General features: G+C 70.5%; 15 protein-coding genes and 1 pseudogene. 7 read left to right on the top strand and 9 right to left on the bottom strand.

Annotated features, from left to right (window positions below; all coding sequences use genetic code 11):
- Positions 1 to 31 precede the first annotated feature (31 nt).
- Both OG852_RS44730 and OG852_RS44725 read right to left on the bottom strand, forming a co-directional pair.
- Complete coding sequence (locus OG852_RS44730; RefSeq protein ID WP_133914229.1) at positions 32 to 202, bottom strand: DUF5670 family protein; 171 nt, start codon at positions 200 to 202, stop codon at positions 32 to 34.
- A gap of 342 nt (positions 203 to 544) precedes the next feature.
- Positions 545 to 1,699, bottom strand: a complete 1,155-nt coding sequence (locus OG852_RS44725; protein WP_133914230.1) for an FUSC family protein — start codon at positions 1,697 to 1,699, stop codon at positions 545 to 547.
- Positions 1,700 to 1,866: 167 nt separating this feature from the next.
- Between OG852_RS44725 and OG852_RS44720 the strand changes: the two genes are divergently transcribed.
- From OG852_RS44720 to OG852_RS44710, 3 genes are all read left to right on the top strand, one after another.
- Positions 1,867 to 2,070, top strand: a complete 204-nt coding sequence (locus OG852_RS44720; RefSeq protein WP_330350897.1) for a hypothetical protein — start codon at positions 1,867 to 1,869, stop codon at positions 2,068 to 2,070.
- 127 nt (positions 2,071 to 2,197) lie between these two features.
- Positions 2,198 to 2,416 (top strand): hypothetical protein, encoded by a 219-nt coding sequence (locus OG852_RS44715; protein ID WP_330350896.1) that lies wholly within the window; start codon positions 2,198 to 2,200, stop codon positions 2,414 to 2,416.
- A 261-nt stretch (positions 2,417 to 2,677) separates the two neighbouring features.
- Positions 2,678 to 3,022, top strand: a complete 345-nt coding sequence (locus OG852_RS44710) for a hypothetical protein (RefSeq protein ID WP_330350895.1) — start codon at positions 2,678 to 2,680, stop codon at positions 3,020 to 3,022.
- Positions 3,023 to 3,135: 113 nt separating this feature from the next.
- On the opposite strand, the gene OG852_RS44705 is transcribed toward OG852_RS44710, so the two are convergent.
- Positions 3,136 to 4,050: a LysR family transcriptional regulator gene (locus tag OG852_RS44705; RefSeq protein ID WP_330350894.1), complete on the bottom strand. Its 915-nt coding sequence runs from the start codon at positions 4,048 to 4,050 to the stop codon at positions 3,136 to 3,138.
- Between the two features lie 108 nt (positions 4,051 to 4,158).
- Here OG852_RS44705 and OG852_RS44700 point away from each other — a divergent pair, with 108 nt between their 5' ends.
- The 3 genes and pseudogenes from OG852_RS44700 to OG852_RS44690 all read left to right on the top strand — a co-directional run bounded on the left by OG852_RS44700 (position 4,159) and on the right by OG852_RS44690 (position 6,249).
- Positions 4,159 to 5,004, top strand: coding sequence for an oxidoreductase (locus tag OG852_RS44700; protein ID WP_330350893.1), 846 nt, complete (start codon positions 4,159 to 4,161; stop codon positions 5,002 to 5,004).
- Positions 5,005 to 5,184: 180 nt separating this feature from the next.
- Positions 5,185 to 5,416: pseudogene (locus OG852_RS44695) on the top strand (hypothetical protein); the annotation flags it as partial.
- Positions 5,417 to 5,466: 50 nt separating this feature from the next.
- Positions 5,467 to 6,249: a TSUP family transporter gene (locus OG852_RS44690; RefSeq protein ID WP_133914444.1), complete on the top strand. Its 783-nt coding sequence runs from the start codon at positions 5,467 to 5,469 to the stop codon at positions 6,247 to 6,249.
- A gap of 70 nt (positions 6,250 to 6,319) precedes the next feature.
- Here the strand turns inward: OG852_RS44690 and OG852_RS44685 are convergent, their stop codons facing one another.
- Positions 6,320 to 7,168 (bottom strand): SDR family oxidoreductase, encoded by an 849-nt coding sequence (locus OG852_RS44685; RefSeq protein WP_330350892.1) that lies wholly within the window; start codon positions 7,166 to 7,168, stop codon positions 6,320 to 6,322.
- A 317-nt stretch (positions 7,169 to 7,485) separates the two neighbouring features.
- On the opposite strand from OG852_RS44685, the gene OG852_RS44680 reads away from it, so the two are divergent.
- Positions 7,486 to 8,373 carry a helix-turn-helix transcriptional regulator gene (locus OG852_RS44680; RefSeq protein ID WP_330350891.1) on the top strand — a complete coding sequence of 296 codons (888 nt, stop codon included), beginning with the start codon at positions 7,486 to 7,488 and terminating at the stop codon, positions 8,371 to 8,373.
- A gap of 272 nt (positions 8,374 to 8,645) precedes the next feature.
- On the opposite strand, the gene OG852_RS44675 is transcribed toward OG852_RS44680, so the two are convergent.
- From OG852_RS44675 to OG852_RS44655, 5 genes are all read right to left on the bottom strand, one after another.
- Positions 8,646 to 9,239 carry a hypothetical protein gene (locus OG852_RS44675; RefSeq protein WP_330350890.1) on the bottom strand — a complete coding sequence of 198 codons (594 nt, stop codon included), beginning with the start codon at positions 9,237 to 9,239 and terminating at the stop codon, positions 8,646 to 8,648.
- 50 nt (positions 9,240 to 9,289) lie between these two features.
- Positions 9,290 to 12,211, bottom strand: a complete 2,922-nt coding sequence (locus tag OG852_RS44670) for a SpoIIE family protein phosphatase (protein ID WP_330350889.1) — start codon at positions 12,209 to 12,211, stop codon at positions 9,290 to 9,292.
- Between the two features lie 178 nt (positions 12,212 to 12,389).
- Complete coding sequence (locus OG852_RS44665) at positions 12,390 to 13,064, bottom strand: DJ-1/PfpI family protein (protein WP_330350888.1); 675 nt, start codon at positions 13,062 to 13,064, stop codon at positions 12,390 to 12,392.
- Between the two features lie 196 nt (positions 13,065 to 13,260).
- Entirely contained in the window at positions 13,261 to 14,796 is a 1,536-nt protein-coding gene (locus tag OG852_RS44660; protein ID WP_330350887.1) for a DUF4331 domain-containing protein, read from the bottom strand.
- A gap of 118 nt (positions 14,797 to 14,914) precedes the next feature.
- Positions 14,915 to 15,715 carry a maleylpyruvate isomerase family mycothiol-dependent enzyme gene (locus tag OG852_RS44655; RefSeq protein WP_330350886.1) on the bottom strand — a complete coding sequence of 267 codons (801 nt, stop codon included), beginning with the start codon at positions 15,713 to 15,715 and terminating at the stop codon, positions 14,915 to 14,917.
- Between the last annotated feature and the right edge of the window lie 107 nt (positions 15,716 to 15,822).

Raw genomic sequence — 15,822 nt, 5'->3', positions numbered from 1 at the left:
GGTGAGTGGATCGCTTGTCTTGGTACCTGCGTTACCAGCGGTACCAGCGGCCCCTACGGCCGGCGGTGTCGGCCGATCGCACGACGAAGCCCAGCAGCCAGACGACCAGCACGATCACGGCGATCCACCACAGGGCCTTCAACGCGAAGCCGGCACCGAAGAGGACCAAAGCCAGCAGCAGAACCAGAAGCAAGGGAACCATAGTTATCAACCTCCGATGGTCCGGATGCCCTCGTAATCGAAGAACACACAGCCGAATTTCCCGTCATCCACGGGGACGTCGCGGAAACAGCAGCGGCGGAGAAGACAGGCGTGGGCGAGCGACGGCTGCCGTCGCCGAGCGAAAAACGGGTGCGCGCGACGCCAGGGGCCGGGAAAGGAAGCGCTCGACCTCCCCAGGCAACGCTCCTTTCCCGGCCAACCGCTTCCGGTTACCCGGCCCACCCCGGTTCATGCCCTGCCGAACGATTCCGCGAGCGGCTCACGGACATACGGGGTCAATGGCTCGCGGGCACCCATGCGACCGCGGCGCCGAGCGGGAGGCTCAGGTTTCCGAGGTGACCAGTTGGCCGGCCAGTCGGTGCGCCTGTGTCAGGAGAGCCCCGTTGACGGCGACTTCGCCAGGGGCGTCCGGCCGCGCCTGGGAGAGATGGTGGCGCAGCGCGTCGAGCGTCCGGCGGAGTTCTTGTACGGCCTGCCGCAGCTCCTGATCGTCCTGGCGGCTGAAACGGCTGTGGCTGTAGAGGCGGAGCGCGTGGGCGGTCTGGCGCAGGAAGTCGGCGTAGCGGCGGGTGAGGGCGGACTCGGGCCGTGTGACCGCCTGGTCCTCGGCCGCGGCTTCCAGGACGGTACGGGTGACGCCGGCGGTGTGGACGGCGGCGTATTCGAGGACGAGGACCGCGTCGTCGTACTCCTTTCCCGGCGGGGACGCGGTGCCGCTGGTACCGGTGCGGCTACGGATGTTGATGCGCAGGCTCTCGCGGCTGTGCCCTACGGCGGCGCGGGCCTGGTCGACCAGGCGTTGCAGGCGCAGGGCGCGCGCATGCCAGGTGTCCGCCTCATCGGTGTCCCACCGACCGTCGGCAAGGCCGTCGGCCACCGCTTCGAGGATGTCGTGCGCTTCGTGGGTGGCGTCCCGCAGCACGGCGCGTGTGTCCCGCAGGTACAGGGGAGGCCTGATCAGCGCGTTGACGGCGATGCCGACCACGGCGCCGAAGAGCGCCTCGGTGATCCTCGCGGTGGAGGCGGCGATGCTGACGGAAGGGTTGGTCAGCACGAACAGGGCGCCGGTGGCGGCGTAGATGCCTTGGCTGCCCAGACGCCGCCACTGGCCCAGGAGGACCGCGCAGGGCAGCACCAGGGCCATGGCCACCATCCTGTCGTGCAGGAGCAGCGCGACCGCGGTGGCCGCCACGGTGCCTGAGGCGATGGCCGCGAGTTGCTGCAGCCCGTGCGCGACGGACCGGTAGACGGTCGATTCGACCAGGACGATCGCCACCCATGGCGCGACGAATGCAACGGGTGCCTCGAGCCACCAGCCCGCCACCGCCCAGGCGATCCAGGCGGCCATCGCCGCCTTCACGGCTTGCACCGCCAGGTCCCGCTCACGGCCCGGACCGGTGCACGCCCGCTTCACTGTCTGCCCGGCGTCCAGCCCATTGCGTCGCACGGTCTGCACCGCGGCTCGTATCCACTGCATGGCAGTGCAGGTGCCACCCGTCCGGCCGCGTACGCCTCGGAGCCGACCGCTGCGGCAGCCCGACACGGTCTACACCATGCGATCACCGGACCTTCACACACTTCGGCGGATGGCCGGGCGTCCAGGGGAACCCGGCCGGATGTCATCCATCAGGAGGGAACCGGGCCGTGATCGCTGTCGCCTCTTTGCTGCTGCCCGCCCTGAGTGTGCTGCTGTACGCCATGGACCGCGTCGAGGACCGGTTGTCGGCCGGGCCGCCCACGGCCCGCCACGCCCGACGACGTCACCTACGACTGGTCCACGACACCGACGCGTCCGCCACGGAACGCGATCCGGCCGGGCAGACCGTGCGGCACACCGAGGCAGCGTGACGCTGCCGCGGGGCGGTCTGTTGGCCGTGGCTGAGCGACTGCGTCCGAGTCCGACTCGTGCTTCGAATGTTCGAATGGGCGACGCATCCATACAGCCCAGCCACAGACGGCACCCTAGGCTCATGTCATGAAGTCAGTCATCAATGCCATCGACGACGTGCCGCAGGACAGCGAGCTGAAGTGCAGCATGCACACCTCGCCGAGCCCCCACTGCAGCGGCCAGGTAGTGGCCGTCGTGACGTTCGAAGACGCCGGCGGCAAGAACAATCATTGGAACGTATGTCACTGGTGGCTCACCAACCACCCCGACGCGATCGCCTTCCAGCAGCATCAGACACGCGACTGACTGCACGTGTGCCGCCGCGCGTGCGGGTGGCCAACCCCTGCGGTGACGCGCCGGATTGCGCCATCCGCCGTTCGACGGGGCAGGGTTGGCGGGAGGCGGTGGAGGCCGCCTTCCCGGTTCCCTGTCCGCTGGTGGGCCAGGCCGCCCAGGATCGGTGATCCCCGCCGTCCCTCCGAGGTCCGGATCGAGCTGGCAACCCACCCGGAAGCCGTCGTCCGCACCCCGCTCCCCTCTGTCAGTGGTGATCGCCATCATGGGGATATGACCAACCCGAACCTGACCACCGGCAGTATGTGGCGGCTCCACCACGGTGACCAGGAGATCGCCCGGTTGACGGTGACCGGCGCCGACATGCCCTGGACCCACGCCGAAGTCGAGACACTTCCTGGCTTCGAAGAGTTCCGTCCCCTCTTCGCTGAGCAAGAGCGAGCTGTCGACGAGGAGGACTGGGCGCAGGCCGACGCCTGCTACACCCAGATCCGCAATGCGCTCACCATGACGTTCCCCGACGGCAGCCCCGTCGCTGAGTTCATGCTGCACATCCACGACGACGGCACTGCCGGCTGGCGCTGGCACGACGAGCCCTTCGACACGCTGAACCCGTGACGCGCTGGGTCCGCTAGTGAGGGCGTCGGGCGCGCGGGCCCAGCCGCCGCAGGCATGACGGCGGCTGTTTCGCCGGCGTCGGTCCCGCGGAGCGTCACGGGGGATCGCGCGAATCAGGAAGTGCCGGCTCCGAGCTTCGTCGCCGCGGCCAGGTACGCCCGTACGAGGGGGCGCTCGTCGTCCCGGCGTACGGCCAGCGCGAGTTGGGACGGGGAGAGGCCCCGGACGGGCACGGTGACCACGTCGTCGCGGACGACCAACGGGGCGTTGCCGCTGGCCAGCAACGCCACTCCCTGACCGTTCGCGACGGCCTCGTGGGTCTCCTCGGCACTGGCCACCACCGCGCCTATCCGCGGCGGGCGATCACCTCGGGCGTCCACGGCCAGCCAGTGGTCCCGCAGGGGGCCGGCCTCGGGCGGGAGAGCGAGGAAGGGCTCGTCGAGGAGCTCGGTGAAGTCCACCGCCCCCTCGCGATCAGCCGCGGCCCGGGCTGTCAGGGGGTGGTCATACGGCAGCGCCACCCAGCGTGGCTCCTGGGCCACCACCGCGTACCGGTAACGGTTGCCGTCCGGCAGCGGCAACCAGACGAAGGCGACATCGCTGGAGCCGTCCGCCAGCCCGGCGCTGGGATCGGCCCAGTGCACCTGCCGCAGGACGAGCCTGGCCTGCGGGTGCCGGGAGAGCAGCCGGGTCCTCAAGGCCGGCAGCAGCCCGCGGCCCGGGCTGGTGGACATGCCGATCACGAGGGTGTGCCGCTCCGCGGCCTTCGCCTCCTCGACCGCCTCCTCGGTGACCTGCCACAGGGCCAGCATCCGGCGGGCGTACGGCAGCAGGGCCTCCCCCACCGCCGTCAGCCGCGCCGCCCGGCGATCCCTGTGGAAGAGGTCCGCGCCGAGTTGCCCCTCCAGCATCCGTATCCGCTTGCTCAGGGCCGGCTGGGAGATGAACAGCCGCTCGGCTGCCCGGGTGAAGTTCAATTCCTCGGCGACCGCTACGAAGTAGCGCAGATCCCGCCCGTGGACATCCATAACGCATGGTTATCACAACAGGTCTTGGACATGATCCCGGTTCGCGGCAAAGGATGGCTGTCGTCGGCGGGGTGGTCCCGAACGGCAGTTGATGAGGGAGACGAACAGATGACCCGTGAGGGCAAGGTCTGGCTGGTCACCGGCGCCAGCAGCGGCTTCGGGAGGGCCATCGCCCAGGCCGCGGTCGACGCCGGTGACACGGTGATCGGCACGGCCCGGCGGACCGAGGCGCTGGCCGACCTGGTCACCGCACACCCCGATCGCGTGGAGGCGATCGGCCTGGACGTCACCGACGGCGAGCGGATCGACGCCGTGGCCGCTGACGTCCTGACCCGATACGGGCGGGTGGACGTGCTGGTGAACAACGCCGGCCGCACACAGGTCGGGGCGTTCGAGGAGACCACCGACCGGGAACTGCGCGACCTGTTCGAGCTGCATGTGTTCGGCCCGGCCCGTCTGACCCGGGCGCTGCTGCCGCACATGCGGGAGCGAGGCAGCGGCGCGATCGTCAACATCAGCAGCTTCGGCGGACAGCTGTCCTTCGCCGGTTTCTCCGCATACAGCGCGACCAAAGCGGCGCTGGAGCAGCTGTCGGAGGGCCTGGCCGACGAAGTGACGCCGTTCGGTATCAAGGTGCTGATCGTGGAGCCCGGCGCGTTCCGCACCAACCTCTTCGGCAAGGGCGCAGCCTACTTCTCGCACGAGCACCCGGCCTACGCCGAGAAGGTCGGCGCCACCCGGAAGGCGGTGCGGGAGGGCGACGGCACCCAGCCCGGGGACCCGGCGAAGGCCGCTGCGGCGATCCGGCTGGCCCTGGACGCGGAGGACACCCCGCTGCGGCTCGCCCTCGGCGGCGACGCGGTGGATGCCCTCGTCGGGCATCTGGATGCGGTGCGGACCGAACTCGCCACCTGGGAGGAGCTCTCCCGCGGAACGGACTTCGACGCACGGTGACGGTCCCGTCCGGAATCGGACGAGGGCCACCGTCGCGCTGCCAGCCGTCAGTAGGGCTGCTGATGACCGCGGACTGATGGCGACGATCCCCTCGACGACGTTGTAGGTGATGGTCGCGGTGACCAAGGCCTGTCCACCGGGCGAGTACCTGGCCGGGCCGGGGCCCAGGGATAGGGACGGACGATCGCCACCTCCGCAGCCTCGATCGGCTTCGGCCTCGACTGGGGCATCGAGGTGTCCTCCGCCGCCTCCGGCATCGTCGTCGCCGCGCTCTCCCCGGCCGTGATGCCGTTCCTGTCCACCGCCCAGCGCGAGGCCGGGCGCGAACTGGGCCGCGCCAGCGGGGTCGTCCCTCAACGCCACGCTCGGCCGGTCCGGGGCCGACCCGATCGCCGCTCTCGTCATCGCCGCCGCCTTTCGAGCGCCGCGATAATGGGTCCGGCGGTGCGAACGGGGGTAGTGGTGGACTGGTCGGCGGGACTTCACGGGTTCACCGCAGGGGTGCTGATAGCCGTCGTGACGGCACCGGTGGGCGTGTCCGGAGCGGTCTTCCTGCTGCCCGTCCAACTGAGCGTGCTCGGCGTGCCCAGCCCGGCCGTCACCCCGACCAATCTCCTCTACAACGTCGTCGCGGGGCCCGGTGCCCTGCTGCGCTATCGCCGCGACGGACGCCTGTACGGCCCGCTGACGCGTCACCTTGTCGCCGGAACCCTGCCCGGCGTCATCCTCGGCGCGGTGATCCGGGTCTTCGCGCTACCCGGTCCAGCCGTCTTCCGGGTACTGGTCGCCGCCCTGCTCCTGCCGCTGGGGCTGTGGCTCGTCGTCCGAACCCTGCGGCCCGCGCCCGGGCATGCGCCGGCCGCACCGTCGAGGCGGGCCATCACCGTTCTGGCCGTCGGGGTCGGCACCGTCGGAGGAATCTACGGAATCGGCGGCGGTTCCATCCTCGGGCCGGTCCTGGTGGGCCGGGGCATGCCGGTGGCCCAGGTCGCCCCAGCCGCTCTCGCCTCGACCTTCGTGACCTCGCTCGCCGGTGCCGGAACCTATGGCCTGCTGTCCCTGACCGGCGGCGAACACATTGCCCCGGACTGGTTTCTCGGGCTGGCCTGCGGACTGGGCGGTCTGACGGGCGGCTACCTGGGCGCCCGCCTTCAGCCCCGCCTGCCCGAACGCCTCCTTCGTCTCCTCCTGGGCACCCTCGCCGCGGTGGTCGGCGGAATCTACGCGGCGCAGACCCTCATCTAGCCGACCCTCCGCAAGTCCCAGGGTGAGGATGGGGTGCGGCGGGGCGTGCGACCGCCCCGCCGCGTCCGTGTCAGGCTGAGCCGATGTCGTCGTGGCCGAGGTTGCCGCCCAGTTCACGGGAGGCTTCGGCCTGCGCGAGGAGTTCCCGGGCCTTGGCCGAGACGCCCTCCACGGCGTCGGCGCCGGCGACGAAGCGCAATGGCGGCCGCTCCTGGCCGGCGAGGGTCAGCAGGGCGTGGGCGAGCTTGGCGGGGTCGCCGGGCTGCCGTCCGTTGATGCTCTTCCAGGCTTCGACCGTGGCGGCGGTGCGCTCGGCGTAGTCGTCGATGCTCGGCTCGGGCCAGGTGGTGGAGGCGTCCACGAGCAGTTCGGTACGGAAGTAGCCCGGCTCCACGATCGTGGTGCGGATGTCGTACGGCTTGATGTCGTGGTGCAGGGCTTCCATCCAGCCCTCGACGCCGAACTTGGAGGCCGCGTAGGCGGAGGTGAACTCCGTGCCGACCTGACCGGCGAGCGAGGAGATCGTGATGACGTGACCGTCGCGCTGCCTACGCATGACGGGCAGGACGGCGCGGGTGACGTTCATCGGGCCGAAGAGGTTGGTCTCGATCTGCTGCCGCATGTGCGCGGGTGAGACCTCCTCGAAGTAGCCGGCGAAGAAGTTCCCGGCGTTGTTGATCAGGACGTCTACGCGGCCGAACCGGTCGACCGCGGCCTGGGTGGCCGCATGCGCGTCGTCCAGGCTGGTGACGTCCAGCTTGGTGACCAGCAGGTTGTCCCGCGGCCTGCCCAGGGTCTTCGCGACCTCCTCGGGGCGACGGCCGGTGGCGACGACCCGGTGGCCGGCCGCGAGGGCCTCGCGGACGAGGTCCGTGCCCAGACCGCGTCCGGCACCGGTGACAAAAATGACCTTGCTCATGGGGGTTCCTTCTCGGGTGCTGCATGTGGCACCCGGGGGGTTGGGGGGATTGACGGGTTGCGTCGGCCGGCGAGGCCGGGCTGTGGGACTGCTCAGGCGGGGTAAAAGGGGGGAAGGCGGGAGGCGGCAGCGACTGCCCCCTACGCGCCGTTGGGGCGCTGCCCCTTCAAGTGGTCAGTGGCGTGCAGTGGGCCCGTCATCCAGGCAACCACCCGCCGATCCCGCCCGGGTTCCCGTACGGGGCACGGCTCTTCCGGGGGTCTGCCAGTACCCCCTTCCAGGGTTCCGGGGGCGGGGGGCCGCCGTACGGTGGACCCATGGACCGCAGCAGTGAGATCCGTGAGTTCCTGCGCACCCGCCGGGCACGGATCACCCCCGAGCAGGCCGGCCTCGTCCCGCACGGCGGCGCCCGCCGCGTGCCGGGACTCCGCCGCGAGGAAGTCGCCCAGCTCGCCGGAGTGAGCGTCGACTACTACGTCCGTCTGGAGCGGGGCCGCACCCAGGGCGTCTCCGTAACCGTCCTGGAGGCCGTCGCCCGCGCCCTGCGCCTGGACGACACCGAACGCGCCCACCTCTTCGACCTCGCCCAGCCCACCCCCACTCGGGCCCGCCACCGACGTCCCCTCGCCCCCCAAAGGGTCCATCCGGTGCTGTACCGGACCCTGGACGCCCTCAGCGTCCCCGCGGTGGTCCAGGGGCGACGCACGGACGTCCTGGCCGCCAACAAGCTCGCCCACGCCCTCTACACCGATTTCGAAGCCCGGCCCCGCCGCGAGCGCAACTTCGCCCGCTTCGTCTTCCTCGACGAAGCCGCCCGCACGCTGTACGCCGACTGGAACCAGGTCGCCGGCGACTGCCTGGCCATGCTGCGCCTCTATGCCGGGCGACACCCCGACGACCCGCAGCTCACCGAGCTGATCGGGGAGCTGTCCCTGCACAGCGACACCTTCCGCCGCATGTGGGCCGACCACGACGTCCAAGCGCACACCACCGGCACCAAACGCCTCCACCACCCACTGGTCGGCGATCTCACCCTCGACTACCTGGTCCTGGCCGTCGAAGGCGACCCCGAACAGACCCTCACCATCTACACCCCCGAACCCGCCTCCCCCTCAGCCGAAGCCATCGACATCCTCGCCAGCTGGACCACCACCTCCACCATCGCATCGCGAGCCCAAGGAGAGGCGCAGAATCCAGCCCGCTGATGGGCGCCGACGCCTCTCTCCGGCCCGGCGGGCTGCGATGTCCGGAAGGTGCAGAGCGGTCACTGTGTCGTACGCCGTGGAGTGGCCCGGCACCGCGGTGATCGGGCTCGGCGCCGACGAACGCGTCGCGGGCGCCGACGTCGAACGGTGCCTCGACACGGCCGTACTCGCCGGAGCGGAGCCCTCCTGCGCACGTTCTCGCGACTGGGAGGGCATGCCGACGCGCGCGGTGCTCGACGGGAGAGGACCCACATCCGCGTCCGTCCGCGACGTCACCAGGGCAGGGTCAACAGGCGGTGCTTGTCCGCGAGTTCGGTGTCGCGCCGCTTGTCGTCGCAGCCGAGTTCGGCGGCGGCCACGTCCGCGACCGACTCCAGTACCGCCTCGCCGGGGTGCCCGAGGGTGCCGAGTCCGGTGCGGGCGATCAGTCCGACCAGGTGCTGGGCGAAGGCCCGGCTGGCGGTGTATTTGCCGCCCGCCGCCGTGATGAGACCGTCGATGCCGCCGTGGTCGGGGCGGGCGTGGTCGATCACCTCGGAGCCGCGGGAGGCGGTCACGGTGGCTCGCGGCCAGGGCGTAGCCGACCAGCATGCCCAGGTCGTAGCCGACGACGGCGAAGCGTTCGCTCCCAGAGCGGCCATCAGGGCGGCCATGTCGTCGGCCGGCGTGGCGGCGTCGTAGCCGGTGGCGGGCTTGTCGCTGGCCCCCATGCTGAAGTGCTCGGCCAGGGCGGGCATGATCAGCCGCCGGCTGTACCAGAACTGGGGCCGGCCGGGCAGGAGCAGCAGCGGCGGTCCGTCGCCGCCGACCACGGCGTGCGGGGTCAGTTCGCCGGTCTTGACGGTGCGGCTGGTGGCCGGTCCCACGCGTGGCCCACCTCTGCGCCGAGCTGCCCGACGCCTGACCCCGCGGCGTCTCAGGCACCGGTGGTGTTCGCGGAGGCGGCGGAGGGCGAACGCGGCAGGGGCTGCTCGGTCCAGATGATCTTGCCTGTGGACGTGTACCGGGTTCCCCAGCGCTCGGTGAGTTGGGCGACGAGGAAGAGGCCGCGCCCGCCTTCGTCCTCGGTTCTGGCGCGACGCAGCCGGGGCGAGGTACCGCTGCCGTCGGAGACCTCGCAGATCAGCGTGCGGTCGCGGAGCAGCCGCAACTGGACCGGCCCCGTCGCGTGCCGGATGGCATTGGTGACCAGCTCGCTGGCGATGAGTTCGGTCGTGAAGGCCATGTCCTCGAGACCCCAGGCGGCCAGCTGGTCGGTGACGGCCGCGCGGGAGTGGGCGACGACCGCCGGATCGCTGGGCAGCTCCCACTGGGCGACGTGTTCCGGCCCCAGTGCGCGGGTACGGGCGACGAGCAGGGCGACGTCGTCGGTCGGCCGGGCCGGGAGCAGTGCGTCCACGACCGCCTCGCAGGTGTCCTCCGGCGCCCGCTCCGCACAGGCCAGGACTTTTCGGAGGCGGTCCAGGCCGACGTCGATGTCCTGGAGCCGGTCCTCGATCAGACCGTCGGTGTAGAGCACCAACTGGCTGCCTTCGGCCAGTTCCAGCTCCGCTGTCTCGAAGGGCATCCCCCCGAGCCCGAGCGGCGGCCCGGGCGGCAGATCGACGAAGTCCACCGTGCCGTCGGGGCGGACGACCGCGGGAAGCGGATGCCCGGCGCGGGCGAGGGTGCAGCGCCGCAGAACCGGGTCGTACACGGCGTACAGACAGGTGGCGCCGATGATTCCGGTGTCCGGGTGGGTGTCCTCCACCCCCCAGCCCTCGCCCCGGTCGAGCCGGCCGACCAGGTCGTCGAGGTGGGTGAGGAGTTCGTCGGGTGCCAGGTCCAGGGAACAGAAGTTGTGCACGGCGGTGCGCAGGCGGCCCATCGTCGCGGCGGCGTGCAGACCGTGGCCGACCACGTCGCCGACCACCAGCGCGACCCGGGCGCCGGACAGCGGGATGACGTCGAACCAGTCGCCGCCCACCCCCGCCCGCGCCGGCAGATAGCGGTAGGCGACCTCGACGGCGTTCTGCTCGGGCCTGCCGCGGGGCAGAAGGCTCCGCTGCAGGGCGAGTGCCGTGTTGTGCTCGCGCGTGTAGCGGCGGGCGTTGTCGATGCAGATCGCCGCCCTGCCGACCAGTTCCTGGGCCAGGGACAGGTCGTCTTCCTCGAAGGGGGCCGGCTGCCGGGCGCGGTAGAAGCTGACCACACCGAGGGTCACGCCCCGGGCCCGTAGGGGTACCGTGATCAGGGAGTGGACACCCGCCGCGAGCATCCTTGCGCCCCGTGCCGGATCGTTGGCGAGCCAGCCGCGGGCCTCGGCCAGAACGGGTTCGAGAACCGACTGCCCGCTCTCCAGGCTCCGGGCCTGCGGCGTGGACGGGACATAGCCGGCCCGGTCGCCGACGCCGTACAGGGTCGGCTCCTCGTACACGGCACCCAGTGCGACCCGGCGCAGCGGGGTGCCGGCGCCGGTGGGCGCCGGTTCCTCTCCGTGCAGCACGGGGTCGGCCAGGTCGACGGCGGCGAAGTCGGCGAACCGGGGAACGGCCACCTCCGCCAGCTCCTCCGCGGTGCGGGTGACGTCCAGTGTGGTGCCGATGCGGACGCCGGCGTCGTACAGCAGGGCGAGCCGCTCGCGGGCCAGAACGGCCAGCCGACCGACGCCCGGCTCGCCGACGAGCAGCAACCAGCCGTCGTCCCCGGATCCGTCGGCGTCCGTCGGGGCGTCGGGTGTGGGGGAAGCCGCGGGGGACTTGGGCCATGCCCCGGTGCCGGGCTGGAGCGACGGCACGACGGTGTGCATGTCGACGGGAGGCGTCACGGAGAGGCCCGGGGTGGCGGCGGTCCGTGCGGGGGTCGTCGTCGTGGCCGTCGCAGTGGCCCCGGCCGGCACCTCGGGTACGGTCAGTTCGGCGTGCCGCAGACGCGGGCCCCCGACCACACGGGCCTCGATCACCACCCCCGTCTCACCCGACGCGCCGATGACCGGGCGGCGCAGCAGGGTGGCGGTCCGGCCGCCGGACAGGGTCACCTCGTCGAAGGCGCGGTGCGGTGAGGCGATGAGTTCCTCGGCCTTCTCCCGCAGCACCGCAAGGTCGATCCGGCCGAGGTCGCCGTCGTCGTGGGGGGCGCGATGCCCGGGGTGGGCGGACGCGGGCCGCTGTGGCCATGCGCGCGTGACGCTCGTGTCCCGCTCGGCTCGCCGATACGCATCGAGCAACGCGCGTTCGCGCTGCGTGGCCTGTTCCAGCAGCCGCTCCTCTATACCGCGGACCGCTTCACGGACCAGCCGCAGCATCGCGGGGTCGCCGTCGGCGCGTAGGCACGTGAGGTCGAGGACCGCCTCGACGTGTCCGCTGAGCGGATTGCGGATCGGTGCGCCCGCACACGTGAAAGGCTCCAGGCAGTCGGCGAAATGCTCACGGCCGACGACGTAAAAAGGAGAGCGCTCGGCCAGCGCGGTGCCGACGCCGTTGGTGCCCACGACCTGCTCGGACGCGTCGAAGCCGGGGGCGAACCGTATCTCGTCGAGGCGTTGGCGCAGGGTCCGATCACCGCCGTACCGCTGGATCATGCGGGCCTGCCCGTCACAGAGCACGACGGTCATGCTCACGTCGACCAGCGATGCCGCCAGGTCCTTCAGTACCGGCTCGGCCGCGCCCAGGAACCGGTCGTCCAGCTCCAGGTCGGACCGGTAGGGAACCAGCAACCGGTGTGGCTGCAGCCCGGCGGACCTGCACCGCTTCCAGGACTCGAGCACCGAGCCGCGCACATCGGAGTCGACCCGGTCACCGGTCAGGAAACGCTCGTGCGCATCGACCAGACCCCCTACTCGGTCCCAGGCGACGGTCATCGGCACCACTTCCTTCACCCGAAGGCAGCTTCATCGCACGCCGCTGCTCGGCTCGCCCCGAGGAAGGGGAAGCCCTTCAAGTGTCTTCACGGTAGACCGTGTGTGATGTGAATCTCAATGCAGTGGCTCTGTGCCCGGACCCCGGACGTCGACGGCCGAGAGGCTTCGACGGACAGGATCACGGGCACGCGTTCGCTGTCCTGAGCACGGTCCCCCGGCGCTCGAACTCCACGATCGTCTCCACGTAGGCGGCGGCGTCCCTTCCCAACTCGCGTTCCAGCAGCCAGAGGGCGCCGTCGATGCCGGACGAGACCCCGCCGGCCGTGATCAGGTCACCGTCGTCGACCACTCGCTCGTCCATGACCTTCACCCCCTGTTCCGCGAGGTAGCTCTTGGCCAGGTGATGAGTGGTGCACGTCCGGCCCGAGGTGAGACCGGCGGCGGACAGCAGGATCACCCCCGTACAGACACCGAGCACGGTCACCCCGGCCTCATGCGCGGAGCGCAGCGCGAACAGCAGGTCACCCTTGTCGATCTCCGCCCACACCCCGGCCCCACCCCGCCGGTCGAAGCCTCCGCCGGGCACGATGATCACATCCGCGTCCTGCGGGGACCAGGCCGCTGCCGGCACCTGCGTACCGTAGCCGTAGGTCACCTCGGCCGCTTCTCCCCCGGTCACCAGCTTCACCGTCACCGGATAGGCCCGGGCTGCCACCGACAGCACCTCGAGCGGGCCGAAGACGTCCAGTTCCTCCACACCGTCGAAGGTGACGATGTGGACGCGCAGTATGCCGCCGCCCTCGCCGCCGTCGACGCTTCCCTCGGAGGACTGCAACCCACAGTCGCTTTTCACGTGTGCCGAACCACCTTCGTCCGAAGTGCTGTCACGCTAGTAGTCGATCACGGGCGGGCTTGGGTTCCCGGCTTCTACGGATCAGTTTCCTTCTCCGAACACGGCTGGGCATCAGCATGCTCCGCAGGAAGGAGGCCGGCGGGGGTCCGTCCAGCCGACCCCCGTCGGCAGGTGCACGCCGCTCGTGTGGTGCCGCTCAGTTCGGCCGCTGCGTGCGCCGGCGCCACCAGGCCAGAGCGACGCCGATCAGGAGGATCCCGACCGCGCCCGCGGCCGCCGACGCGGCGATCAGGCCGGTATTGCGGCTGCCGTCGCCGGAGTCGGTCGGCTGCAGGGCGTCGCCCACCTGGTGGAGGACGTCGTTGCCCCCGGTCGTGCCCCGTGCGAGCGGGCCGCGCGAACCGGCCACGGGCTCGGCCAGGTAGGGGAAGGAGTCGCCGAACCTCTGGTCGTTGGCGTCGACAGCGTCACCCAAGTCGTTCTTGGAACCGACCAGTTCACCCTCGACGACCTGTAGCGCGATGTCCACGACGTCATCGGTGAGTCGGCGCCCGTTCGGGAAGCCCGCGTTGTCGCCGGCGAGCACACCGAGCCGTTTCGGTTCGGCGGCCGGCTTGATCGCGGTGTTCAGGCGGAGCATCTCCGCCGGTCGTACGTTCGGTGGCTGGTTGAGGCCCTTGACGCCCTTGAGGAAGACATCGACGAGATCATTGCGCGGTTCCGCGGGCGCCTTGATCTTGTAGACGGCCTCGATGAGCTTCGGCAGTTCCGGATCGGTCACGTTCTTCAGGAACTGGCCATCGTTCCACGGCGAGGACGCGTTGAACTCGTCCTTGTCCTTCAGCGGGTTGACGACCTCGTTGACCAGCGGGTTGCCCAGACGTGAGACCTGCTCGTAGGAGCCCTGGGCGTTCTTTCGCTGCGTGGTCGACCAGATGCCGACGACCGGCTGGTGCTTGGATTGCGTGATCATGTCGGTCGGCAGTTGCAGGGCTACCGAGTTGACGTTGTAGCCCTTGAGGGTGTCGTTGCCGACCTCGGAGAGGTTGCCGCCGTACAGCAGGTCGAACACGCGCAGGTCGAGGAAGAAGGGGTCGTCCGCCTGACCGGCGAACGTCCGGACGCCGTCGGCGAGTTCACGGACGGCCTGCCGACGCAGCGTGCCGTAGTCCGGCATCGACGCCTTGCCGACATTCGACGGAGCCACCGGTATGTCGTCGGCGAGCTTCGTCCGCGACACGACCTGCTGGTTGTGCAGCCTCAACAGCTCGATGTCGTAGGTCTGCGTGATGTTGAGGTCCGGGTCGTCCAGGCTGGTGACGGGGCCCGTGTTGTACAGGAACGTCTTCTTGGACTTCGTGTGCGTCCTGAAGGTGTAGCGCAGCAGCAGTTCGCCCTGCGCGTCACCGTTGTTGTCGATGTGGATGTCGTACTGGGCGTCGTCCGCGAACGTGAAGAAGTTCGGGCCGCCCGCCGGGTCCTCGAACGGGATCCAGTTCGCGATGATCGTCGTCGTCTCCGGATGGTCCGGACTGACGAACGCGTACACGTCCGTGTTGTCGTACCGGGGTTGTCCCGAGATCAGCGGAGCCTCCCGGTGACTGGAGGCGGAAGCCGCCCCCGGTCCCAGCGTGGCCACGCCGGCTGCTGCGAGTCCCCCGGCGGCCAGTGCACCTGCTATGAGGGTGGCGAGGCCCCTTCGCCCCGCACCGCTCCTGAAGATAGGTGTCATACCGTCCGTCCTCCATGCCGACTTCCCTGACACTCGAGGATTCGGAACGGCCACCCACTGAGGATTGGTGCATATTGACGGATCTGACCGATCTATCGACAGATCTCTCGACAGGAGGTCAGGGCGCGGTGAACAGAGTCGGGAAGCGGGGGGCGAGCCAGGGTTTGCGTCCCCATGCGAGGACCTGTCCCTGCCCGATGGCTCGCCACGGATGACGACGGCCCAGCGCTATGAGGAGGAAGGCGACGGGTTCGATCAGGATGGTGCAGTCCGGACGTTCGAGCGCCGTCGGGGACACGTGGACCGTGCCGTCGCCCAGGCTGACGCCGAACGCCGCGCCGCCCCGCAGGCGGATGGTGTAGCGGGCGGCCAGATCAGCGATGGCGGCCGTGTCGGCGACGCGCGGCATGGCCGCGAGCATGAACGGCATGCACAGCCCGACACGGTCGCGGTCGATCATGTGCGGGCGTTTCAGCGCGCGAGCCAGGTCGTAGCCGTGGCCCAGCATGTGCGTCAGCAGGTAGGACGCGAGAACGTGCCGGTCCATGGGACCCAGGGGTGTCACGACGACCGGGCGCGTGGTGCTCTCGTCCCTCGCAGCCCGTTCCAGGGCGTCGAGGAATACGTCGGCCTGCTCCGTGATCATCGACGCCAGCGGCTGCGCGTCACGCTGCCCGAACGTGGCGAGGGCCTCTGCGTTGGCAGCGGCCAGACCCTGCGGCGTGCCGTCCCCGTAGGGGCGTTCGTGTCCGGCTGCGGCGTCGGCCATCAGCTCGTTGGCCAGCGCCAGATGGGCGGCCGCCTCGCCGACCGTCCACTCGGAATCCGGAACGGGATCGGTCGTGTGCGAGGTGCTGCTCAACAGCGTGGCGATGTCGTCGGCGGTCTCGCGTATCGCTCGTGCGAGCGCTTCGGGCAACGGCCCGCGAACGTCCTGCTCCCCCGTAGGCTGCACGGTGCCTGATCCTCCCCGCCTGCCGCGTCCCTCGCGTATCCGGCGCGCCGAACCCAATCAGACTCCAGGGC

The organism is Streptomyces sp. NBC_00582 (assembly GCF_036345155.1).
In the GTDB taxonomy this organism is placed as follows: Bacteria; Actinomycetota; Actinomycetes; order Streptomycetales; family Streptomycetaceae; genus Streptomyces.
Note: the sequence above shows the minus strand (reverse complement) of the source record. Positions and strands in the feature narration are given on the sequence as shown.

Bases quoted from the DNA above. Each gene is read 5' to 3' on its own strand.
- OG852_RS44680 (WP_330350891.1), top strand. From the start codon at position 7,486: ATGGACCGCAGCAGTGAGATCCGTGAGTTCCTGCGCACCCGCCGGGCA.
- OG852_RS44725 (WP_133914230.1), bottom strand. From the start codon at position 1,699: ATGCAGTGGATACGAGCCGCGGTGCAGACCGTGCGACGCAATGGGCTG.
- OG852_RS44685 (WP_330350892.1), bottom strand. From the start codon at position 7,168: ATGAGCAAGGTCATTTTTGTCACCGGTGCCGGACGCGGTCTGGGCACG.
- OG852_RS44715 (WP_330350896.1), top strand. From the start codon at position 2,198: ATGAAGTCAGTCATCAATGCCATCGACGACGTGCCGCAGGACAGCGAG.
- OG852_RS44710 (WP_330350895.1), top strand. From the start codon at position 2,678: ATGACCAACCCGAACCTGACCACCGGCAGTATGTGGCGGCTCCACCAC.
- OG852_RS44705 (WP_330350894.1), bottom strand. From the start codon at position 4,050: ATGGATGTCCACGGGCGGGATCTGCGCTACTTCGTAGCGGTCGCCGAG.
- OG852_RS44660 (WP_330350887.1), bottom strand. From the start codon at position 14,796: ATGACACCTATCTTCAGGAGCGGTGCGGGGCGAAGGGGCCTCGCCACC.
- OG852_RS44670 (WP_330350889.1), bottom strand. From the start codon at position 12,211: ATGACCGTCGCCTGGGACCGAGTAGGGGGTCTGGTCGATGCGCACGAG.
- OG852_RS44700 (WP_330350893.1), top strand. From the start codon at position 4,159: ATGACCCGTGAGGGCAAGGTCTGGCTGGTCACCGGCGCCAGCAGCGGC.
- OG852_RS44730 (WP_133914229.1), bottom strand. From the start codon at position 202: ATGGTTCCCTTGCTTCTGGTTCTGCTGCTGGCTTTGGTCCTCTTCGGT.